This window comes from Shewanella sp. Choline-02u-19, from assembly GCF_002836205.1.
Taxonomy (GTDB): Bacteria; Pseudomonadota; Gammaproteobacteria; order Enterobacterales; family Shewanellaceae; genus Shewanella.
In genome coordinates this window covers 344,846-368,215 of the sequence record NZ_PJBE01000012.1, presented here as the reverse complement: position 1 = coordinate 368,215, position 23,370 = coordinate 344,846, and the positions used below count along the sequence as shown (strand labels likewise).

Here is a 23,370-nt window from a genome sequence, read left to right as displayed (position 1 = left end):
TCATGAGTTTAAACCAATGGATTTAAATAGAGTGCAGATGTTTGCTCAAGTCGTTGAGCAAGGCAGCTTCACCAAAGCCGCTAAAGCCTTAGGGATCACCAAGGCAACAGTGAGCCGAAAAATTGCAGAGTTAGAAGCAGACGCAGGAGTACAACTATTATTTAGAACCACAAGAGCGCTAAAACTCACTGAGGCCGGTGCAAACTACTACCACAGAGTGCATGGTATTCTCGCCGATCTGCAAAATGCCGAAGATCAGCTAAGTGCCAGCCAGGAGTCAATTAAAGGTCATCTAAAAATTATCTGTCCTATCGAATTAGGCCAGCTGTACTTTGGGCGAGTACTGGCAAAATTTCTCACCGCCTATCCGCACATCACTATTGAAGCTGAACTGACAAATCGTAAAGTCGATGTGATAGCCGAAGGTATTGATATTTTATTTCAGATCACTGAAAAACCGAATCAGGCACTGCAAACCTATGTTCTGCTAAACACACCTAAAGTGCTGATGGCAAGCCCTGAATATCTTAGCCAAAATGGTACCCCACAGATCCCTGAAGACCTCAACCAACATCAATGTATTAGACTTTCAACACCATACGTTGATAACAGCTGGTCCCTGTTTAATGGTGAAAAATGGTTAACCGTTGAACCCAAATCAAGGCTTGAGACCAATAACATTACCTTGGTGCGTGAAGCCGCAATTGAGGGGTTAGGCATTGCAACTGTTCCTATGGTGATAGGCAGTGAAGCGATAAAGAATGGCTCATTAGTCGCCGTTCTTCAAGACTATCCTATGAAGCAAAGCGTCGTTACTATGAGCATGCCGCAGCGCGTTTATCTACCGAGAAAATACCGCGTATTTACTGAATTTCTATATCAAAACTTGTTTGAAAAGTGGCGGGACTTAATCATTGAGGTACCCGACTATATTCAACGACCTGGCGAACCAGAGTAACATGCAGGTTTATTGCTAACTAAAAAAAGGGCTCAAAATAGAGCCCGATAAGGGTGCATAAACATTAGTAGTAAAGCACTGATTGGGTTTAAGTCATGCTCAATCGCGTTAACCTAACACTTCAAAATCATCATCAGACAATTTTGCTGAACCATCATCTTGTAGCACCCACAGTTCTTTATGGATAACCCCATGGGCTTTATTCATTTTCCAAGCTGAGGTTAGCAATACCGTGCTGTTATCAACGACGCTGAATTGTGGCTCAATGTATTCAACACTGTTAAACCCTTCATTGATGAGGTTCTGCCAAAATGCTTCAATCGCATCTCTACCAACAAACTCACCGAAAGGCCTAGCATTCATAGTCGCATTAGCCTCGTATTGAGCAGCACACTGCTGCGCGTCTTGAGTATTAAAACCATTTTTCCACGTTTCACTTGCTAACTTAACTGCGTTTAATAATGTGGCTGACATAGTCTCGCTCCCGGATCTGCACATAAATAATATAGAGCGTTAGTTTACAGTTAACATTTGCATTGATAACCTAGGCAATCTCGCAATCACTGTTCGATTAAATAGAACAATATAGAGGGGCTATGGATCATTTACGCCATATGGCAATATTCAAACAGATCGTTGATGCTGGCTCTATTAGCGCAGCAGCCGACAATCTAGCGCTATCGAAATCAGTTGTGAGCCATCATTTGAAAAGCCTCGAAGTTGCGATCGGCGTGCAATTGCTGCATCGCACCACTCGTAAGCAACAACTGACGCCAGCGGGAACTGACTTCTATCAACACTGCAAGCAGATGGCTGACATATCTCAGGTTGCCTGGCGTGAAGCTCGCGATACCGGGGGGATGCTTGCAGGGCCTATCAGGATCAGTGCGCCGCATGCATTAATTGACTCTATCGTCGCCCCAGCGATTAGCCAACTCTGCAATGATAATCCGCTCATTCGCCCAACCATCACAGTTGCAGATCAGCGTATCGATCTACTCAGTGATGATATCGATCTGGTGATTAGAGTGGGAAAACTGCCATCCAGCAACTTAATGCAACGCCAGCTAGGTCATTTCAGAGATGTAATATGCGCCAGCCCTGACTATATCGACAAGCATCAAACGAAGATTGATGCTGAGCAGTGGCAATCGTTAGATTACATCGCCAACTCTTGGCAGAAAGCAACTGTCACTCATTCAGTGGAACCGTTACCTGATGGTAAGATTAGAAAGGCGGAAGCACTGAAACAACTCAACTTTGTTGCCAACAGGTTCACCGACAACTCCTCTGCTGTTGGTGCACTAGCCAAAGCGGGTTTAGGTATTTCATTGCTGCCTGAATTTGTGTTTAAACAAGCAGAACAACAGGGACTACTAGCCATGTTGCTCCCTGATTACCAATGCCCGATGAATGCGGTGTACGCCGTACATGATTTTGGTCGTAAGCCACCATTACTGGTAACCCATACCATCGAAGCCGTTATGAGGCACTTTATATAGAGCAAATTTAGGTCCGAACACAAGGAAAAAAAAGCCTATGGATGCTTAATCACGCAACATATTGGCTATTAATACACTAAAATCAATCCACGACTTATCAAACCTGAGGAAGCTCATTATGTCTACCTTTGTTCAATTTCCCGATGAGTCAGAAGATCAACGTCTACTGCTTAAATCGGTATTAATTAGCGAGAATCACCTTCCCTCTTCGGCGATCAAAATGGTCGCATGGGCTGCAGCGCTAGCCTGTAGAGACGAGGATGTTGTTAAGCAAGTGCAATTCATCGTTGGAGACCTGAGCGCAGAAGCCAAGCGTGAAATGCAGTATGCCGTTAGCCGCATGTCTGTGACTAACCCTTACTTCTTTAGCCGGCAGTTTGTTGATATTCACGCGGGAGGCAATCTAGAGTCGCTTCAATTGAGGCCCTTTACGGATATTGCCGTCGAAAATGAAGTCGATTATCACTATGCATGTATTGCGGTGTCGATGGTTAATGGCGGCTACGCCTGTTTTCAAAGTCATACCATGAGTTTAAAGACATTAGGACAAAGCGATACTGCGATAGATCAGGCGATGCGCATAACCGCAGCAGTGTTAGCCAGCCGTCAGGTGAATTTTAATCACCATCTACTTTAATTAGGTTTAAAGAATGCCTCACCTCTGCAGCTAAAACCACGCGCGAAAGTGATATTAATTAGCAGATTTTTGTATTTTTAAAGGCCTGCCCCCTGATTTGTACAAATAAAGCTGCTAACATCGTTTGCAATTTTTAAAGCTTAGTGAGAAAGGTCAAGATGGGCAGAGCATACCAAAACAAGAAAGAATCCATGGCGAAAACCGCTGGGCAGAAAACAAAAATCTATTCTCGATACGGAAAAGAGCTTTACGTTTGTGCCAAAAATGGTGGTTTCGATCCTGAAGGTAACTTAGCGTTACGTCAAATGATTTCCAAGGCTAAAAAAGATCAAGTACCCGCTCATGTTATTGAGCGTGCGATTGAGAAAGCCCGTGGTGGTGGTGGTGAGGACTATGAAAGTGCTCGTTACGAAGGTTTTGGTCCTGGTGGCTGTATGGTCATTGCAGATTGCCTAACCGACAACGGTAAGCGTACCTTTACCCAAGTCCGCCAAGCATTCGTTAAGAACGGCGCCAAGCTCGGTGGTCCAGGCACTGCCGGCCACATGTTCGATCATCAGGCAGTATTTGTATTTGCGGGTGAAGACGAAGACGCCATTCTTGAAATGTTGATCATGGCAGACGTTGATGTAACCGACGTTGAACTTGAAGACGGTATGATCAGCGTTTACGCACCTCACACTGAATTCTTTAAAGTTAAAACGGCATTAGCGGCTGAATTGCCGGCTGATACTGACTTTGTTATGGAAGAGATTACATTTGTTCCGCAAACGATGACTCAAGTTACCGATACTGAAGAGATAGAGCTGTTTGAGAGGTTCCTTGCTGCACTTGAAGATTGTGATGACGTACAGAACGTTTACCACAATGCCGAGTTACCAGAAGAAGCATAAATTAGCGCTAATGCCATGCAACGGCATTTTACGCAATTGAAAGGCACTCATTGAGTGCCTTTTTTGTTTAGAGCAACGGGGATTAATCCTCAATAAAGCGCTGCTTTATCTCTTCCGTTGGCAGAATACATATGGCTCTGGTGCCAAATAATGAGTAACGACGTTTAGCCACGGCATTATAAAGCCCATCACGAATCACTTTCGGCACAAAACGGATAAAACGCAATAGCGGCCAAGGCGCATCAAGTGACTTTGCAATTTCTATCGCGGCATCACTTCTTAAAAAACATTGATCAGCCTTAATCAATATCACGCTATCTAAGGCATCGTCAGTAACACCATGCTTAGACAAGTATCTTTTGGCGGTATTCGATTGCAGTGGTGCAAACACAAAGCGTTCCGCACTATCGTGTTTAATCACAAAATTAACCGCAGCGTGGCACAAGTTACAAACGCCATCGAATATGATTACTTCTGACTGTGATTGCACGACACTCTCCTCTCTTATACTGCTTTTGCGCTATTGCGCAGCTAAACGCACCTTCTCTTTCTCGACGAGGAAACTGGTAATATCCATTATCTGTTCAACCGTTTTCGCCGACTCATTGAGTACTAAATACCGACCATTAACCAAAATAGACGGTGTACCTTCAATTTTAGACTGCGACATAAGCTCGATTGCGCGCTGCAGTTTTTTGTTGATTTCAACCGATGACAGTTGTTGCTTAAAATCCGCCTCACTAAGACCATAGCCTTTTAGGAAAACAGCCAACTCTTCGGTTTGAAGCTTAAGATCTCGAACCTCACGTAAGTCCATAATCTCAGCGAATAGTGCAGCATGGATCGGCTGATTATTTGGCATATTCTGTACAATGAAAAACACCTTCGCGTGCAGCTTCATCGGTTCATTCCATATCGCCGGAGATTGAACGAGCTGAACGCCCTCAGGCATCACCTTTTGCCATTGGTGTAATGGTTTTTCAAATGACTCGCAATGCGGGCAGCCGTACCAGAAAAACTCCATCACTTCTATTTGTTCACTGTCCGTCGCAATTGGCGTAGCAAGTGTCCGATAATTAACACCTTCAATGTAACCTGAAGCAGTATCGACAACCTTATTGTCACCGCAACCTGCAACCATAAAGGTCAGTAGCAATAGTGTGAGTAGTTTATTCATATGTATCCTTACGATGTGATAATTGAAAGCTAGCAAGAGTCTATAATTGCAGATTTTCCATGCTAATTTGTAAGCTATTACCTTATAAATTAGCATAAAAAAGGCACTCAATGAGTGCCTTTAATAATAATGCTTTATGACTAGCAGTTAAAAACATAGCGGCGAGCAACAAGATGTTGCTAGCCGGACTGCTGCATTGCTATCGCCACTCCGCCCTACCGTTATCTACGGCATAAGTTTTTACCTAGACGACGCACAAACCGAAGAAAGTCGATGCCCTTGTATCAGCCGCTTTATCAAACGCAGCAACATGACAACGTTGTGACTATTATCGTCTTATCAAAAAACGCAGCATCACACCTTGCTGGCTAATATCAAGTACTTCATAGCCATGATTGCGTGCATCACTAGGGATATTATTGATCGATTGCGAGCAATCAGTGAGCACTTCTAACACTTCTCCAGGCTTTAATGACGCCATAGCCTCAAGCGTAGCAACCGCAGGATAAGGGCAAGGTTCACCATAGATTTCTAAATTGTAATCGGCCACAACAGACTCGGTCATACTTTGCTCCTCAGCAAAAGTCAGCTCAAGTCACCTTGAGCTGATAATAAAGTAAATTTGTTTATAACGGCAGTGTTTTTGCCATTGCAATAACCACATCAGGTTGTGACACAACGGGTGAGAAGTTTGCATTTTTCAAACTTCGCTGCTTTTTAAAAAAGTGCCTTTCCCACAATAAAATCAATCCGAAAGAGAGCGCCAGTAGCAAATACGTCACGCCTAACCCACCTAATGGACCGAAGACATCCAGCAAATTCACCTTATCCCAATTCGTTGCCAACGGTGCCGAAAAGACATCCCAGTAATAAGCTAAAATGGTCGCACCAATAATATTGCCAATACCCACCCACCAAAAATGAATTTGCCCTTCCAATGCGCGGTACATCCAGCCCGTTTCACAGCCACCTGCGATAACGATCCCGATACCAAACAATAAGCCGCCTATCAGCGCATTTGGACCCGCCCAAAGGGTTTTTGGTGTCATTCCAAGCTGCACATAGCTATAGATCCCGATAACACTGACAGCCATGCCCAAGATGATCGCTTTCGCCATGTGAGTACGACCTGTTATCCACATATCTCTGAAAGCAGACGTAAAACAGATCTGTGCCCGTTCAATTAACAAACCAAACACAATCCCCATCAACATCGCGAAACCCAGCTTGGTAGAGCTACTCATAATATAAAATGAGCCAGCGACTATCGCAGCAAACACCACCCAACCTAATCGAAAACGATTCTGCACTTGATTAGGATTAGGCTTTATCACTTTCTTCAAGCCACCCGGTTTAACGATTGCGCTTGAGCGGAAAAAGGGTAATAGAGTAATCTTGGCACCAATATAGGTGCCTGCCGCCGCCGCAAACGCAAATAGCCATGCATGCAAGGTAAACTGTGGAATACCAGTGAAGAACGCCGCCAGATTACACCCCATGGCCAAACGCGCGCCAAAACCAGCAATCATGCCGCCGATCAGCGCTTGCCCGATACGCTTTTTACTGCTTGGCATACGCAGTTTCATGTTGTTCGCCCACAATACCGCGGCTAAACACCCGCCGAACATGCCAATAATCATTACCCCACCAACCCGATCTAATGGTGTCCCTTCGAGGCCTATAATTTTAAAGTACTGCCATGTCTCTGGCTCGGCGCCAAACCATTGCATTATATGCCCACCCCAGCGCGTAAACTCGCCGGTCACCGCCCAGAGGGAACCCGTTAGGCCAAAAAAATAGGTCGACAAAATACCGGCAGCAATCACTGCAGCAAAAGGAGACCAAAATTGAATAAAGAACTTATTTTTAAACGTTAACCACATATTTAAATTACCAAAACTTATTTTACATTACAGCCAAGTTATTATTGTTAACATTACTTAGCGTTTCATTACACAGATATAACCTTTCTGGATGGGTATATATTGTCACTCTGTTTTCACGACAGAATCCGACTAAGGTAATATTAGATTTTTGAGCTATCTCTATTGCTAACGAAGTTGCGGAAGAAATTGCAAATACAATGCTAATGTTTGAAATGGCGGCTTTTTGTACCATTTCAAAACTGGCTCGACTGGTTAATAATAATGCCGACTGGCGATATTTATTATCAGAAGATATATGACCAATTAATTTATCTAACGCGACATGACGTCCCACATCTTCGAAGCAAGATATAATATCACCTTCTGCAGACAACATGGCAGCAGCATGTGTGGCTCCGGTCAAATTAAATGCAGTTTGATGCTGATGTAAACTAGATAAGGCCTTTTTTAGACTGTTTAAATTAAACTTTTCAGTGCCTGTGACTTTTACAATCGGTTTAACAGCTTGCTCTATCTGTTCTACACCACAAAGTCCGCAGCCCGTTCGACCCGCAAGGCTACGCCTATGAGCTTTAAGATGTAGAAAGCTGCGTGGGCTAATCGCTATATGCACCAAAATACCCGTTTCTATGGTCTCGATGTCGATTGAACGAATATCTTTAATGTCATCAATAATGGATTCAGACAAACTAAAACCAATGGCAAACTCTTTTAATGCAGTTGGGCTGGCCATCATTACTACATGAGAGATACCATTATAGATCAACGCAACCCTCACCTCTTTTGCGACGGTTTCTATTAATGATTGCTCTCTATCATTTCGAAAACAAGTCACTTTAGTCTGTTCAGTAATATTATTGAGCCCACACACAAGTTCCGTCATAGCTATTTTCCATTTGTTCTGGTAAATAATGTCCCACTGTTCATCATTCATATCGATAAATGATTGTTGGACTCACATTTATTAAATATAGAAACTACTGATATTGTTTAATTACAAACAATTATCTATTATTCTCGCAAGTGTTAAGGAAGAACGTCGTTTCCGGTGAAACGTCTGGATTTCAAATCCAGGTGGGGCTGCCAGCAGTCCCGGGTAGGTTCAACTCCTATGTTCTTCCGCCAAATCACTTAATATAAAAACACTGCTATCTTTTATGACTCTAGAATTATCCTTTTGCTTTCTCCAAGTTAATCCACTGCGATCATAAAACTCTAAAAGTTGAATGCTGACTTTTCTGCCTAATTTAATGATGGAATTAAAATCAGCGGTTTTTATTTCTCCATGTATATTGATCTGTTCACGAATAACATTGGCATAAAAATAAAGGTTTTCAGTTAGCACATAACGATCTTTAATAATTGCAGAAATGTACCCCAATTGAATGAGCTTGCGACAAAGCTGACGCACGATGCTCAAGTCCAAGTAGTGCCCAGCTGCAAGCTCTGATGACCATAACGGCCCCCTAGCCATTAGCATCTGCTGCTTTATCAGCAGCCATAGTTGCTGCTCATTATCCGATAGCGCTAAGTTATGCCGTGGCAGGTGTAATAAGCCCCTAGTGTAATGCAGACGTTTTTGCAGGCAGAGGCTATCGCTGATATAGCTCAAAACGGCCAATGGATATTGGCCATGGGTCATGCGTTGTAAACGATTGATGGTTAGCCCCAATAATTCGGGCGATGCGTGATGATAGTCACTTATCTGCGCTAATAGTTGCGCCTCTATGTGGCTATTAAGCTGTGCTGATAATAAGTAGCCTGCAACTTCAACCACCTCTTTATTATGCAATAAGACATCGTGTTGCCCAGTCAACTGATTGGCCCACATAAAATCTGACTTTGCTATACAATGCTCGGCGATTTGCGCCTGTAAACTGGCAGTGATTGTGGTGCAGTCTTTAAGTTTACTTAAGTAACTCAGCCGTTCAGGACTACGCTTGCCTCGTTTTAGCGGAGAAAGGTCGAGTACTCGCATCGCCCCAAGTGTGATTTTCGCTGCAGCGTCGCGCACGATGATCCTATCTTGTTCCACACAAGGTAGCGCCTGCTCGCACTGGAGCTCGATCAATGCCTGATTGTTGGGCAGTATTTTTAATAAGCCGATGCGCGCCGTGGTATGGCTATTAGCTAAGTGAATTTGCACGCTTTGCCAATGTTTGAACGGCAGACAGCTATCGAGTACGCCGCAAATGACCTTGGGCGCTGCCATTGGGGCTAATGCTGTTAGCCAGTCACCACGTTGAGCACCACTATGTTGATTAACACCGGTTAAGTTAACTGCGACACGCTGGCCACTGTGGGCAAGGCGACTAACCTGACCTTGGCTATGCAGAGTTCTGACTTTAACAGCATTACTCTGTTTTGAAAGGTAGAGGCTTTGGCCTTCACTCACCTGACCGCTTATCACTGTACCGGTAGCCACCAGACCTGCACCTTTGACCGTAAAAACCCGATCAATAGCCATGCGAAAGCTGGTTTGTAGGCTTAGCTGACTAAGCGCATTGACCTGAGTGAGCGCAAGCTGTTTGATTGCCTGACTGAGTGCGGGAATACCCGCGCCAGTCAACGCCGATACTACATAAATAGGGCTCTGCCTTCGGTATTGCTCCAGCAGTTCACCCACTTGCACCTTAACGGCTTCAACTCTTGCGCTATCGACTCGATCTTGCTTAGTCAGCACCACGATTAGGTTTTCAAGATCCAGCAGCTGTAAAATTGCTAAATGTTCAGTTGTTTGAGGCATGACTCCGTCATCGCAAGCGATGATTAGCAAGGCATGCTTAGCACAACTCACCCCCGCCAGCATGGTATTGATAAACTTTTCATGCCCAGGAACATCAACAAAAGCCAGACGTTGATCATCAATCACCTTCATAAAGGCGTAACCGAGTTCGATGGTCATGCCGCGTTTCTTCTCTTCAGGCAGTCTATCGGCATCGGTCCCCGTAAGGGCTTGAATAAGACTCGTCTTGCCGTGATCAACATGACCCGCAGTCACGATGATCATAAGCTTTGTCCAACCTGTCTTAGGGCATTGATTAAGCTAGTTTCCTGTTCGACACCGCGAAGATCCAACCAATATTGGTTATTGGCCATTCGACCTATGATAGGTTTATCTTGCTGCTTAAACTTTTGCTCTAACTGATGAATACGGTATTGGCTATTAGTCGTCGGTGTGAAGGTCAGTGCCAAAGATTCCAGTAGAGTCTCTGGCTGGGAGCCACTGCCGACCTGAGTTTGGCTTGCGGTGATCGCCAAGGTGAAGTGCGAGGCAAAATATTCAGGTAATTCAGCCATCATCTGCTGGCCCACTTGCTCCAGTTCGGCCAGTGAACGAGACATTTTTCTCAGCATAGGCAACTCTTCATTGAGCCGCTTAGGGTTTCGGTAGAGCAATAGAGTCGCTTCGAGAGCAGCTAGCGTCATCTTGTCGCAACGCAGTGCGCGTTTTAATGGATGTTGCTGCAGTTTATCAATGAGTTTTTTGTCGCCAACGATGAGCCCAGCCTGTGGACCACCGAGTAATTTATCACCAGAAAAACTGACCAAGTTGACGCCATCAGTGAGCATGTTTTGCGGCGTGGGTTCATCGCCTAAGCCAAACTGACTCAGATCGGTCAGCGCACCACTTCCCAGATCTGAGATCAGTGGGATCCGGTGTTGCTGGCAGAGCGTGGCCAAGCGTTTTTCATCCACCGCCGCAGTAAAACCTTGGATATGATAGTTACTAGTGTGAACTTTCATTATGGCGGCGGTGTTTTCAGTGATCGCCGCTTCGTAGTCGCGTAGATGCGTGCGGTTAGTACTGCCAACTTCAATTAAAGTGCAACCAGCTTGACGCATAATATCAGGGATGCGAAAGGCACCACCAATTTCCACTAGCTCGCCACGTGAGACAATAACCTCTTTACCCGCCGCAACCCCTGAAAGCATCAAAAGTACGGCTGCGGCGTTGTTATTCACCAGACAGCAACTCTGAGAACCGGTTAACTGCTGCAATATCTTGCCTATCGCTTGATCACGGTGACCACGCTTGCCAGCCTCCAGTTCAAACTCTAAGGGCGTCGGGTAACGCATCACCTTAGTGACGGCAGAAATTGCCGCTTCACTCAGTTGCGAACGTCCGAGGTTGGTGTGCAATATGGTCCCCGTCAGGTTCCATACCGCTTGTAGACTGTGGCGTTGACCGTCTAATAATTTATGGGTTAACTCTTTTATGATCGCCTCAGGTGCCCCGCAGTAGTCCGGGAGTTTACTCTGCTGAGCGATAAGCTCTCTTGCCTGATTAAGCAAGCTGTTGAGTTGGCTCTTAACCCAAGTATCGCCATACTCTAGCCTGAGTTTTAGCACGGCCTTATGCAGCAATAGGCTGTCCATGGCTGGCAGTGAACGGTAAAGTGCGGCGGTAGTGTCGATTGCTGAGGTCATCTGATAATGTCTATAAATTTCTATTCAGTTGTCACTGAACTTACTGGAATAAAAATCAGTGCGACTGACTCCGTTATCTGGAATCAGCCGCCCTGACGGGACTTACTTTACTGCTCGTGAGCCAGCAATAGCGGATTAACCGTTGTGGCCAAATAGCCTTGCTCTACCACATATTTATCCATAAGTAGCGTTGCTAGATCATCCACTGCGACCTCGAATTTGGGGTTGATGTCAGTAAACAACATCTTGGTGTACCCCTTACAGGTGTCACAGCTTTCGATCCGCACAGCGGCCTTAGTTTCTGTTTCAGCCCAAAGAAAAACCCCTTTGTCTTCACCACAAGAGGTGCACTCGGCACGGATCTGATGCCACTCAGTTTCACATAAGCTGCAATGTAGATAACGTAAACCTGTGCGTGGTTTCTCCTTGATAACACTCGCCACCGGATGACAGCCACACACCGGGCATAGGGTTTTATAGCCTTGTCCCGTTGTTGCTAAAGCTGTTGCTACATCCGTCGCCCAGTGAGACCAATAGACTGATAGCGCTGCCCAGATAAACAGGGTGTACTCAGCCGGAACCTCTGCAAAGTGACCGAGTAACATCGCCTCGGCATATTGCTGTAAGGTTTCCGGTTCAGTACTCGCTAACGCCTTTAGTACTGCCGTTAGATCCGCCGCACTTTCAGGCGAAGATTCAGACGAAGGCTTGGACAAGAGCTTAGGCAAGAGATCACTTATGAGCTCCAGCAATACCGACTGCCAATAGTTTCCCCACTCAAAATGACCCTGTGCCATAGGCTGACTTTGCTCGAAATCAAACTCAGGCTTGGGGCCAAAGCAGCTCAGCTCAGATAAATCTGTCGGTGTGGCAACGCCATCAGTAACAGAGGCTACCCGGGCTTGTGCGCTGACCAACAGCTTCAGCAAGCGAAAGTAATCAGGCAAACCTGACTCTTCAGCGAGCTCTGCGAGCCTTGCTGCCCGGAATTGGTAGATCGCTTGAGGATCTGCAGGGATCAAGGTTTTGATCTCCAATTTCTGGGCCGGGATTTTTTCAGCGTCGAGTATTGCTGTGCTCATAATTAGTGTTTTTCCTGCTTTATAGTCTTTAGTTTTGGATCATTAAGCATGTTGGGATGGTGCTTCTTACACCAGGCTCTTGAAACAGAGCCATACAACATGCCTGCAACCGACCCTTCTACCCAGGTAGCCATCCAGAAATGCACGATGACGAAGATCAACATGATCACCGCGCAAATGGCGTGCAACAAGATGGCCCACTCGATAGCAGCGGAGGCAAAGTAAGGCGCAAAGTAGGGCTGCCACATCATGATGCCAGTCACTGTCAACACGACAGAGGTCACCACAAAGGTGCGAAACAGCACTTTTTGCCCCGGATTGTAATGGCCGATAGCGGGGATTTTGTCCTCGTTTTCAAACATCACATCCTTGATAGCTAGCATCCATTTAAGGTCGTTCTTTTCCCACTTGTTATGGTGGTAATAACGCACGAGTATCAACATCAACGGCAGACACATCATCAAGCCGGCGATAGGATGAACAAAGCGCGCCATCTGCGGCGTACCTGCAATGGCTCCCAACCATTGAAAAGATGGGAAAAAGAAACCAAAGCCGGTAAGAAAAGTCACCAAGCCCACCGCCACCACAAACCAGTGGCAGATCCGATCGAACAACTTATGGCGCAAAATCTTATTCTGCTTATGCATGAGCGTTACTCCTTATCTGACTTGCTTGGGTGAGAGTGATCGAACGCAGCAGGTTCATCTTCTTCGACGATATTGCGGCCCACAGTGATACGGTGCAGACAAGCCACCGCCACAGTGGCGATAATCCCTGCAGCTCCCAAAGGTTTGACTAGGTCTTGCCATAGTTTGATCGACAAGCTGGTCTTTGGATCAGCGGGTAAACCATAGCTTTGGGGGTCATCGATATCATGCAAAATCATCATCATACCGGTACCGCCAACCCCTTTCGGGTTATACAATCCAGCCTTAGTAAAGCCCTTTTCGTGAAGTTGCTTAATACGCATATCTGCGATAAAAAGCATGTCTTCACGAGTACCAAACTTCAGCGCGCCAGTGGTACATGATTTCACACATGAGGGTTCCTGACCCACTTGCAATCGGTCAGAACACATGGTGCATTTGTAGGCTTTTTGATCCACAGAGTCGAGCTTAGGGACATCAAATGGACAAGCGGTTACGCAGTATCCACAGCCGATACATTTGTCAGAGTCAAAGTCCACAATACCGTTGGCATGTTGAACAATGGCATCTTTGGTCGAACAAGCGGTCAAGCAAGCTGGATCATCACAATGCATGCAGGCTGTATGAGTAAACTGCCAACGTAGTAGCTTGTCTTTCTCATCGGTAACCTCGTTAAACTTCATCAGAGTCCAGCACTCGGAGGAAAGGTCCGCTGGGTTTTGGTAGCTACCAGTAAACTCACCTATGGGTGCCCGCAGATCGTTCCACTCAGAGCAGGAAACCTGACAAGCCTTACAGCCGTTACACTTGGTGGCATCAAATAACTTGGCCACCTTGCTCAGTTTCTTTCTTACCTGCGCCGCGGGACTGAGCCTAGAGGTGCCGGAGCTTAAAATAATATCTTGAGTAGACATAATTAGATCGCCTCCACCTTAGTAACATTTACCAGGAATGCCTTAAATTCAGGCACCTGAGTATTTGCATCACCGACTTCTGTGGTCAGAACATTACAACTGCTGCTCTTGCGAGTTAGCGCGTTATAACCGCCATGACGCGGTAATCCCACGGTGTGCACTAGCTGTCCATGAACCTTGAGCGGTTGTAGGCGCTTAGTCACTAATGCCTTGGTCTGCAACTCCCCACGTTTAGAACTCACGGTGACCCAATCGCCGCTGTTAATCCCTTTAGCTGCCGCCAACACTTCGTCAATTTCAACAAACGTCTCAGGCATCGAGATAGCCGCTAAACGACAATGCGCAGTCCAGAAGTTAAAGTGTTCAGTCACACAGTATGTGGTACACACATACGGATATTCCTTATGCGAACCTAAGGTTTCTGCTACACCATCGAGCATACGTACCGCAGGATTACTAACAACTTTTGGATGCAATGGATTGGTGCCAATAGGCGATTCCATGGGCTCATAATGCTCAGGGAAAGGTCCTTCAGCCAGGTGTTTAAGGGCAAAGAAACGTCCAACACCTTCTTGTTGCATAATAAACGGATGAGCCGATTCTTGTGGTGTCAGCTTCATATTGAAGTCACCTACATCGATGCCATGCCATTTATCATGCTTCCACTCCACAATGGTTCGCTTTGGATCCCAAGGCTTGCCATTAACGTCACATGACGCGCGGTTGTAGAGCACTCTACGATTAGAAGGCCACGCGAATGACCAACCCGGAGTGATACCTTTGCCGGACGGATCCGAGTTATCACGGCGGGCCATCAAGTTGCCCTCTTCGGTCCAAGAACCCGAGTAGATCCAGCAGCCACAGGCAGTACTACCGTCATCTTTAAGCTGACTGAAACTATCCAGCTGCTTACCCGTTTTAAGATCAATACCGTTGAGCTCTTTTGCCACTTCCGACCCATGCGGGAAATGAGAGTCGTGATAGCCAGCCCAGTTAATCGCATTTATCGGCTCAGGCAATACGCCGCCTTCCTCTTTATAAAGCGCTCGGAGCTTCATCAAGATACCGGATAAGATCGCAGCATCAGGCTTAGACTCACCTGGTGCATTAGCGCCTTTCCAGTGCCACTGCATCCAGCGACCCGAGTTGACAATACAGCCTTCCTCTTCGGCAAACAGGGTTGTCGGCAGACGGAAAACCTGTGTCTGGATCTGGCTTGGATCGACATCATTAAACTTGTCGTCTTTTTTCCAGAAGACGGATGTTTCTGTCGCGAGTGGATCCATCACCACCATGAACTTCAGCTTGCTAAATGCCGCTAACGTCTTGTTACGGTTCGGCATAGAGTTAATCGCGTTAACCCCTTGAATAAAATAGCCATTAACCTCGCCGTGGTACATCATGTCGATGTGTTTAGTGAAGTCATATTGCTGATCCCACTTCGGTAACCAGTCATAACCGAAACTGTTTTCTTTGGTGGCGTTCTCGCCCCAGAAACTCTTCATCTGAGAGATGAAAAACTTAGGGTAGTTTGACCAATAGTTGGTCTGACCCGGACGCAGTGGTTTTGGCGTATGGTGATCGAGATAGGTCTGTAAACTCGTATCTTTATCACTCGGTAATTTGAGGTAACCAGGCAGTGCCTGACACAGTAGCCCCATATCCGTTGCGCCCTGCACATTTGAGTGACCACGAAGTGCGTTCACACCACCACCGAGTACGCCAATATTGCCCAGTAATAGCTGAACCATGGCCATAGAACGGATATTTTGCGTGCCCTTAGTGTGGTGAGTCCAACCTAAGGCGTACATGAAGGTTGCTGCTTTGTCATGGGTGTAGGTGCTGCCGATGATGGCACACACTTTTTCATAATCCTCAACAGGGGTACCTGTGATGTTGCTGACGGTGTCAAAATCGTAGCGTTCCACATGCTGTTTCAGCAGGTTCCATACACAGCGAGGATGTTCAAAACTTTCGTCGACTTTGGCATAACCGTCTTCATCAAGCTCGTAGTACCAAGTCTCTTTGTCATAGGTGCGACTCTTCTCATCGAAACCACTGAACAGACCTTCATTAAATTCGAAATCTTCACGGACGATATAAGAGGCATTGGTATAAGCCTTCACATAGTCATAGTTAACTTGTTTGGTTTCAATCAGGTATCGGCTTAAGCCGAGCAAAAAGGCGATATCTGTACCACTGCGCAAAGGCGCGTAGCAATCCGACAGTGCAGCACTGCGGTTATAACGAGGGTCGACAACAACCAGTTTGGCGTTATTGTGTTCCATGGCTTCTGTTACCCAGCCGAAACCGACAGGGTGTGCTTCGGCGGCATTACCGCCCATGATCACCACGACATTGGAGTTCTTAATATCGATCCAGTGGTTGGTCATGGCACCGCGCCCAAATGTTGGAGCAAGACTTGCTACCGTTGGGGAGTGTCAGTTACGTGCAATAGTATCGATGGCAACGAGGCCAAGAGAACGAGCAAATTTATGGGTAATATAAGCGCCTTCGTTTGGCTGTGCAGAGGAGGTCATCATCCCCGTGCTCAACCAGCGGTTTACCGTGGTTCCATCGCTGTTCTTTTCGATAAAGTTTGCATCACGGTCATCTTTCATCAAGCGAGCAATACGACCGAATGCCTCATTCCAGCTAATGCGTTTCCATTCATTAGTACCTGGTTCACGTACTTCAGGAAAGTGGTTACGGTTCGGACTGTTCACATAGTCCACCAGGCCTGCACCTTTAGGACAAAGTGAGCCGCGGTTAACCGGATGGTCCGCATCGCCTTCAATGTGGAAAATAGATTTTTCGGCATTTTTGCCGTTACTGCCATGGCTGTACATCAATAAGCCACAACCCACTGAACAATAACAACAGTTATTGCGGGTCTCTTTCGCTCTTAGTAGTTTAAACTCACGAACCGCAGCAAACGCTTTACTGGGCAACAGCCCAAGTGCAGAGATAGCTGAGGTTGCAGTACTACTCGCGCACAGTTTAAAAAACTGACGTCTGTTCATATTACCCTCACACAATTAGTTTTCTTTCTACCCAGGCCGAGGTTCTCATCTCGACACTGTAGTTTGGTTTTTGTCGTTAACTTGTCTTGCTAAGCCGCACGCTAAACGAAGACGCGTCAACGCCAACGGATTATCCCTAAAGTCACCTATACGGACAATTACTAACGCACGATCCAGATCACAACAAAACACCAACAGAATTAAATGCCAATATATAAGAAAAATTCAGCGCTTATAGCTGAATATACAATCAGACATCAAGAGGCATAGCATTAGATGCTACCCAACTCGCAAACAACGAGCTCGGACAATTTAACCCACTCAAAACGACAATATGTCCCTAAAAGTATCGACGTAAAAAGATAAATAGAGACTATGATAAAAACGTAATTCCGTTAGAAAAGGCCTCCATATCAGGCTTGCAAGGGAATATAAGCCTGCAACATGCCGATATCGATTATAAATAACAAAGGCTATTCAATTTTTCAGAAGGCTATTTATTTATATCGAGACAATATGGCGCACCTATAACGTCACTGTGGCAGCGACTAATTTAGATTTAACTGGAAATAGGGCCAAATTGCCGTTGCCGTAATTTGCACAGCTCTAGGTCGAAGAGATGATATTTGCAGCATTGAACGAGGGACATGCTGTTTTTAGCACCATGTTTGGATGAAGATGATGAAATATTGATATCGAAAATGAACATAATATGACTGCTACTATGTTCAATAGTGATGAGTGTTTGTTGATCCACAGCAAACCGCGGCGGACTAAATGGTCGATAGTTTAAGCACTCTCGTCACCTCACAGTTTCAACAGACAGCTTTAATGAATATAAAAAAAGACACTCAATGAGTGCCTTTTTTCTGCTGCCAATCTATACACCCATCAATTTAATGCATAAGCCTATACGATGGGTAACACTATGAGCAGCAATCTCGACGCCACCAGTTTTTAGGTAGCATGTCTAAAAAGACTTTAGCCATAAGTATGGCAAGCACAATACCTGAAGTGTAGACAATCGCCGCTGGCAACAAGTTATGTTGCTCACCAATCTGCGGCATAACCACAAAACCAAAGGTTTCGACAAGGTAGTTGACGATAATGCCCGAGACTAATGCCACGCCCAATACACCGCCTAAATAACCAAATAGCGCGCGCTTGCCTAGTTCTTTAGTCACCACGCCTAAGGTGGCTATATTCGTCGCAGGGCCCGCCAACATAAACACCAATACTGCACCAGGTGAAACGCCAGCCAGTAGTAAACCCGCCGCAATAGGCGTTGATGCTGTCGCGCAGATATACATAGGGACAGAAATTACGACCATCACCAACATCGCTAAAATGCCATCGCCCCATTTTGCCATAAAGTCAGCGGGGACATAAGTTTGTACTAAGGCGGCAAAAAATAAACCGACCAATAACCACACTGTAGTATCACGCACTAAATCTGTCGCCGCAAAATGTAAGCCTTTACCGATACGACTAATAACCGAAGTGCCTTTTAACTCGGTAGCGATATCTTTCGTCGACTCGCAGCAGCTTTCAGTTTCAGCGGTAGTGTCTGACGACTTTGAACTGCAACATGACGAAGTGGCAGCTTCAGTCTGAATTGGCGCTGTTTTTTTACTGCTACAGCAACTTGATTGCTTAGCCCCTGCTGCTTGGTTTAAATTCAGTGGTGCAGCATTGACTGGCATTGACATTACGCTGCTATCTGCAACCGGTTTCATACTCAGCGGTGCTTTCTTTTCACTTGCACAGCATGAGCTAGTGGCCACTTTAGGTTCCGCTTTCTTACTACTACAGCATGATGATGTCTCGGCTTGCTTAGCTTGATCGGCTGCGGGTTTGCCGTCATCGTCGTCACGTCCGACTAATAGGCCTGCCACAATTGCACTGATAACAGCTGCTATTGGCCTAACAATCGCCATGAATGGGCCGAGCAACACGTAAGACACCGTCACTGAGTCAACCCCAGTTTCTGGCGTAGAGACTAAAAAGGAGGTAGTGGCAGCCTTTGATGCTCCGCTACGGCGCAAGCCGACTGCCGCAGGAATAACACCACATGAACATAAAGGTAAAGGCGCACCCAGTACGGCCGCTTTAACTACGGTTTTAAAACCGTGGCCGCCAAGTTGTTTTTGCATCCAAGCCATAGGCACAAACATTTTGAGCATGCCCGCCAACACTAAGCCCAATAACAGCCAAGGCGCCGAGTCTAAAAAAAGGTCGATAAAGTTGTTTAATAACATAACTATTTCTCTTGTGAATTCTTAACCGCTGATTTGTCTTGGCACGTTTTAGTAAACTGGGCATCGTCGTGAGTATGGCTATGATTTTCACAGCGAATGTTCTCAGTACTCGACTCTAACGCTTCTAAAATGGAGCAATGTTCTGCGCTTTCAGGCCCACCGCAACACGCTTGAGATAGTCGTTGCAAAGAGAGTTGAAAATGGTTCAGTTCGGCAATCTTGGCCTCAACATTAGCCAGCTTATCGTCAACTAGTCCTTTAACATCAGCACAGGCCCAATTGGACTTGTCTAACTCAATCGACAGCAGTTCCGCTATTTCTGCTAGCGTAAAACCGACCGCTTTAGCACGCAAAATAAAGCGTAAGCGTTCAGCATCAGCTTGGGTATAGATACGATAACCCGAATCTGTTCTCGATGAAGGTGATAACAGACCATGTTTCTCGTAGAACCTTAACGTATCCGTTCTGACCTCACACAACTGTGCCAGCTCACCAATTCGATACATCATTCTCTCCTAATCTCACCGCGATAGACTGCCAAATATTGCCGATGCGATATTTATCAATGTTCAAAGTATAAACCTTGGAGTTGTATCCAAGGTCAAGGCTATCTTGAACAAAAAACTGGATCAATGCTTGTTCTGTTTACCGTATTGTGAAATCGCGCAGAAAAAAACACCGTCAAGGATAAAACTGCGTTAAAATATGCGCGCCGTGACGGGAGAGTAAATTGAGGGACTTTTGGAAAGCAGTGTAGGCGTTCGCAAACGCAATACTGTTCTGTTTTCCGAAAGATCCTTAAAATAACTACTGGACCCTATACCTACAATGAATAATGCCAGACCTATTCGTCGCGCGCTGTTAAGCGTTTCAGATAAAACCGGAATCTTAGAGTTTGCACAAGCGCTGCATGCTCAAGGTGTTGAGCTACTATCTACTGGTGGCACTGCCCGCCTGTTGGCAGATAATGGTGTGCCAGTCATTGAAGTATCGGATTATACTGGCCACCCAGAAATAATGGATGGCCGTGTCAAAACTTTGCACCCGAAAGTGCATGGTGGAATTTTGGCACGCCGTGGTATAGACGAGCTTGTAATGGAGCAAAACAACATCAACCCTATCGATTTGGTTGCTGTTAACTTATATCCATTTGCAGAAACCGTCGCAAAAGAAGGTTGCACCCTTGCGGACGCTATCGAGAATATCGATATTGGCGGCCCAACGATGGTTCGCTCAACCGCTAAAAACCATAAAGATACTACCATAGTGGTTAACGCTAACGACTACGGCCGTGTTATTGCAGAAATGAACGCAAATAACGGCAGTACTACGCTGGAAACACGTTTTGATCTCGCGATTGCGGCGTTTGAGCACACTGCTGCATATGATGGCATGATCGCTAACTACTTCGGCACTAAGGTCCCTGCACATAGCAAAGACGAGTGTCATGAAGACTCTAAGTTCCCACGCACTTACAATACTCAATTAGTTAAAAAGCAAGATCTGCGTTATGGCGAAAATAGCCATCAAACAGCCGCTTTTTACGTTGATATCCATATCGATGAAGCCTCTGTTGCAACTGCCGTTCAGTTGCAAGGCAAAGCATTGTCTTATAACAATATCGCCGATACGGACTCAGCACTTGAATGTGTTAAAGAGTTTAATGAGCCAGCATGTGTCATCGTGAAACATGCTAACCCTTGTGGTGTGGCTATTGGTGAAAACCTGTTAGAAGCCTATAACCGTGCATTCCAAACCGACCCAACGTCAGCGTTTGGTGGCATTATCGCCTTTAACCGCGAGTTAGATGCAGCCACCGCAGCAGCGATTGTTGAGCGTCAATTTGTTGAAGTGATCATTGCCCCGTCTGTTAGCCAAGCAGCGCGCGACATTGTTGCAGCAAAGGTTAACGTACGCGTACTTGAATGTGGACAATGGGCTAGCAAGACTGAGAGCCTTGATTACAAACGTGTTAACGGTGGCTTATTGCTACAAGATCGCGACCAAGGCATGGTTGGATTGGATGATGTTAAAGTCGTCTCTAAACGCCAACCGACAGCTAGCGAAATGAAAGATCTTATGTTCTGCTGGAAAGTGGCTAAGTTTGTCAAATCAAACGCGATTGTTTACGCTAAAAACAGCATGACAATCGGTGTTGGCGCAGGCCAAATGAGCCGAGTGTATAGCGCTAAAGTGGCAGGTATTAAAGCGGCTGACGAAGGGCTAGTCGTTCAAGACTCAGTGATGGCATCTGATGCGTTCTTCCCATTCCGTGACGGTATTGATGCTGCTGCCGCTGCTGGCATTAGCTGTATCATCCAACCTGGTGGCTCTATTCGTGACCAAGAGATTATCAATGCGGCAGATGAGCACGGCATGGCAATGGTGTTTACTGGCATGCGTCACTTCCGTCATTAATTTATAAGCAGATTCTAGATCCTAGATTTTAGGATTTAGAGTTTCCAACAAAATTAATTTTAGGGTTTAGCGCAAAGTCATCGATTCTTGGGTAAAGAAAACACACGCAATGTATGCCAATACATGAGTATGTTTGATGCCGAACAAGGATTGATGAAGAAGCGATAAAGGATAAAAAAATGAAAGTATTAGTTATTGGTGGAGGCGGTCGCGAACATGCATTGGCATGGAAAGCGGCGCAATCAGCACAAGTTGAAACTGTTTTTGTTGCACCCGGTAATGCTGGCACCTCTTTAGAGCCAAAGTTAGAAAACGTGGCGATTAACGTTGAAGAGATCACTGCATTGGTGGCTTTCGCAGCAGAGCAAAAAGTGGCTATTACCATTGTAGGCCCTGAAGTCCCACTCGCATTGGGGCTTGTAGATGCTTTCAATGAAGCCGGCTTGCCCATTTTTGGCCCAACTCAAGGTGCTGCGCAGCTAGAATCTTCCAAAGCTTTCACTAAAGACTTTTTAGCACGCCACAATATTCCAACCGCGGCTTACTCAAACTTTACCGACATTGCGCCCGCTAAGGCTTATGTAACAGAATTAACGGCGACAACGGGTTACCCGGTCGTGATTAAGGCTGATGGTTTAGCGGCAGGTAAAGGCGTGATTATTGCCGCTGACCAAACTGAAGCGAATGCGGCAATTGACGATATGCTGGCCGGTAACCTCTTTGGTGAAGCGGGTTCTCGGGTTGTTATCGAAGAGTTCCTAAAAGGCGAAGAAGCCAGCTTTATCGTGATGGTTGATGGCAAGAACATTCTGGCGATGGCCACCAGCCAAGACCATAAAGCACGAGACAATGGCGATCATGGTCCCAACACTGGCGGTATGGGTGCATACTCCCCCGCCCCTGTTGTGACTCAAGCCGTACATGATTGGACCATTGATCACGTAATTCGCCCAACGGTTGATGGCATGGCCGCTGAAGGTAATGTTTACACTGGTTTCCTATATGCTGGTTTGATGATTTCACCCGATGGCAGCGCAAAAGTGCTTGAGTACAACTGCCGCTTTGGTGATCCAGAAACTCAGCCGATCATGATGCGTCTTAAATCTGATCTAGTAGAACTGTGTTTAGCCTCAACTCGTGGCGAGCTAGATCAAGTGACCGCAGAGTTTGATTCACGTGCCGCTGTCGGCGTGGTATTAGCCGCTGGCGGTTACCCAGATGCATATCGAAAGCACGATGTGATTGAGGGTTTAGACTTAGGCAATAACGATGCGAAAGTGTTTCATGCTGGCACCAGCATGCAAGATGGTAAAGTCGTGACCAATGGTGGCCGTGTGCTATGCGCTACCGCTTTGGGCAATACAGTGACTGAAGCACAGGCATCTGCTTACCAATTGGTTGACGCTATCCATTGGGATGACGTGTATTTTCGTACCGATATCGCCTACCGTGCTATCGCTCGTGAGAATGGTAAAAGCTAAATCGCTAAGCATTTAATCTCAATTAAAAGCCCAGTGAAAACTGGGCTTTTTTATAGCGAACAT

At 45.9% G+C, this 23,370-nt stretch carries 20 protein-coding genes and 1 tRNA gene; 7 read left to right on the top strand and 14 right to left on the bottom strand.

The window, feature by feature from the left end:
* Positions 1-16: 16 nt before the first annotated feature.
* Complete coding sequence (locus CXF83_RS03690) at positions 17-958, top strand: LysR family transcriptional regulator (protein WP_101090344.1); 942 nt, start codon at positions 17-19, stop codon at positions 956-958.
* A gap of 108 nt (positions 959-1,066) precedes the next feature.
* Here CXF83_RS03690 and CXF83_RS03685 read toward each other — a convergent pair whose 3' ends face one another.
* Positions 1,067-1,432 carry a nuclear transport factor 2 family protein gene (locus CXF83_RS03685; RefSeq protein WP_101090345.1) on the bottom strand — a complete coding sequence of 122 codons (366 nt, stop codon included), beginning with the start codon at positions 1,430-1,432 and terminating at the stop codon, positions 1,067-1,069.
* Positions 1,433-1,554: 122 nt separating this feature from the next.
* On the opposite strand from CXF83_RS03685, the gene CXF83_RS03680 reads away from it, so the two are divergent.
* The 3 genes from CXF83_RS03680 to CXF83_RS03670 all read left to right on the top strand — a co-directional run bounded on the left by CXF83_RS03680 (position 1,555) and on the right by CXF83_RS03670 (position 3,990).
* On the top strand, positions 1,555-2,460 hold the full coding sequence (locus tag CXF83_RS03680; RefSeq protein ID WP_101090346.1) for a LysR family transcriptional regulator: 906 nt from the start codon (positions 1,555-1,557) through the stop codon (positions 2,458-2,460).
* 118 nt (positions 2,461-2,578) lie between these two features.
* The gene (locus CXF83_RS03675) at positions 2,579-3,097 is read left to right on the top strand and encodes a hypothetical protein (RefSeq protein ID WP_101090347.1); all 519 of its coding nucleotides are present in this window, start codon (positions 2,579-2,581) and stop codon (positions 3,095-3,097) included.
* A 158-nt stretch (positions 3,098-3,255) separates the two neighbouring features.
* Positions 3,256-3,990, top strand: a complete 735-nt coding sequence (locus CXF83_RS03670; protein WP_101090348.1) for a YebC/PmpR family DNA-binding transcriptional regulator — start codon at positions 3,256-3,258, stop codon at positions 3,988-3,990.
* An 82-nt stretch (positions 3,991-4,072) separates the two neighbouring features.
* Here CXF83_RS03670 and CXF83_RS03665 read toward each other — a convergent pair whose 3' ends face one another.
* The 5 genes from CXF83_RS03665 to fdhD all read right to left on the bottom strand — a co-directional run bounded on the left by CXF83_RS03665 (position 4,073) and on the right by fdhD (position 7,936).
* Positions 4,073-4,480 (bottom strand): thiol-disulfide oxidoreductase DCC family protein, encoded by a 408-nt coding sequence (locus CXF83_RS03665; protein WP_101090349.1) that lies wholly within the window; start codon positions 4,478-4,480, stop codon positions 4,073-4,075.
* A 30-nt stretch (positions 4,481-4,510) separates the two neighbouring features.
* Positions 4,511-5,167, bottom strand: a complete 657-nt coding sequence (locus CXF83_RS03660) for a thiol:disulfide interchange protein DsbA/DsbL (protein ID WP_101090350.1) — start codon at positions 5,165-5,167, stop codon at positions 4,511-4,513.
* Between the two features lie 328 nt (positions 5,168-5,495).
* Positions 5,496-5,732: a sulfurtransferase-like selenium metabolism protein YedF gene (gene yedF, locus CXF83_RS03655; RefSeq protein WP_101090351.1), complete on the bottom strand. Its 237-nt coding sequence runs from the start codon at positions 5,730-5,732 to the stop codon at positions 5,496-5,498.
* Positions 5,733-5,793: 61 nt separating this feature from the next.
* Positions 5,794-7,050 (bottom strand): selenium metabolism membrane protein YedE/FdhT, encoded by a 1,257-nt coding sequence (gene yedE, locus CXF83_RS03650; protein WP_101090352.1) that lies wholly within the window; start codon positions 7,048-7,050, stop codon positions 5,794-5,796.
* 22 nt (positions 7,051-7,072) lie between these two features.
* Positions 7,073-7,936, bottom strand: a complete 864-nt coding sequence (gene fdhD, locus CXF83_RS03645; RefSeq protein WP_101090353.1) for a formate dehydrogenase accessory sulfurtransferase FdhD — start codon at positions 7,934-7,936, stop codon at positions 7,073-7,075.
* 147 nt (positions 7,937-8,083) lie between these two features.
* Between fdhD and CXF83_RS22460 the strand changes: the two genes are divergently transcribed.
* Positions 8,084-8,178: transfer RNA gene (locus CXF83_RS22460), tRNA-Sec, on the top strand.
* Here CXF83_RS22460 and selB read toward each other — a convergent pair.
* The 8 genes from selB to zntR form a co-directional block, all read right to left on the bottom strand.
* Entirely contained in the window at positions 8,156-10,063 is a 1,908-nt protein-coding gene (gene selB / locus CXF83_RS03640; RefSeq protein WP_101090354.1) for a selenocysteine-specific translation elongation factor, read from the bottom strand. The genes CXF83_RS22460 and selB overlap by 23 nt on opposite strands.
* Positions 10,060-11,484 (bottom strand): L-seryl-tRNA(Sec) selenium transferase, encoded by a 1,425-nt coding sequence (gene selA / locus CXF83_RS03635; RefSeq protein ID WP_101090355.1) that lies wholly within the window; start codon positions 11,482-11,484, stop codon positions 10,060-10,062. The genes selB and selA overlap by 4 nt, the downstream gene beginning before the upstream one ends.
* Before the next feature lie 107 nt (positions 11,485-11,591).
* Positions 11,592-12,566: a formate dehydrogenase accessory protein FdhE gene (gene fdhE / locus CXF83_RS03630; RefSeq protein ID WP_101090356.1), complete on the bottom strand. Its 975-nt coding sequence runs from the start codon at positions 12,564-12,566 to the stop codon at positions 11,592-11,594.
* Between the two features lie 2 nt (positions 12,567-12,568).
* Complete coding sequence (locus CXF83_RS03625) at positions 12,569-13,213, bottom strand: formate dehydrogenase subunit gamma (protein ID WP_101090357.1); 645 nt, start codon at positions 13,211-13,213, stop codon at positions 12,569-12,571.
* 5 nt (positions 13,214-13,218) lie between these two features.
* Positions 13,219-14,127, bottom strand: a complete 909-nt coding sequence (gene fdxH, locus CXF83_RS03620) for a formate dehydrogenase subunit beta (RefSeq protein WP_101090358.1) — start codon at positions 14,125-14,127, stop codon at positions 13,219-13,221.
* A gap of 2 nt (positions 14,128-14,129) precedes the next feature.
* The gene (gene fdnG, locus CXF83_RS03615) at positions 14,130-17,150 is read right to left on the bottom strand and encodes a formate dehydrogenase-N subunit alpha (RefSeq protein WP_101090359.1); all 3,021 of its coding nucleotides are present in this window, start codon (positions 17,148-17,150) and stop codon (positions 14,130-14,132) included.
* A gap of 926 nt (positions 17,151-18,076) precedes the next feature.
* The gene (locus CXF83_RS03605; protein ID WP_101090360.1) at positions 18,077-19,408 is read right to left on the bottom strand and encodes an SO_0444 family Cu/Zn efflux transporter; all 1,332 of its coding nucleotides are present in this window, start codon (positions 19,406-19,408) and stop codon (positions 18,077-18,079) included.
* Between the two features lie 2 nt (positions 19,409-19,410).
* Entirely contained in the window at positions 19,411-19,914 is a 504-nt protein-coding gene (zntR, locus tag CXF83_RS03600; protein ID WP_101090361.1) for a Zn(2+)-responsive transcriptional regulator, read from the bottom strand.
* Positions 19,915-20,236: 322 nt separating this feature from the next.
* Here zntR and purH point away from each other — a divergent pair, with 322 nt between their 5' ends.
* Complete coding sequence (gene purH, locus CXF83_RS03595) at positions 20,237-21,826, top strand: bifunctional phosphoribosylaminoimidazolecarboxamide formyltransferase/IMP cyclohydrolase (RefSeq protein ID WP_101090362.1); 1,590 nt, start codon at positions 20,237-20,239, stop codon at positions 21,824-21,826.
* Between the two features lie 179 nt (positions 21,827-22,005).
* Positions 22,006-23,307, top strand: a complete 1,302-nt coding sequence (gene purD, locus CXF83_RS03590) for a phosphoribosylamine--glycine ligase (protein WP_101090363.1) — start codon at positions 22,006-22,008, stop codon at positions 23,305-23,307.
* The last annotated feature ends 63 nt before the right edge of the window (positions 23,308-23,370 follow it).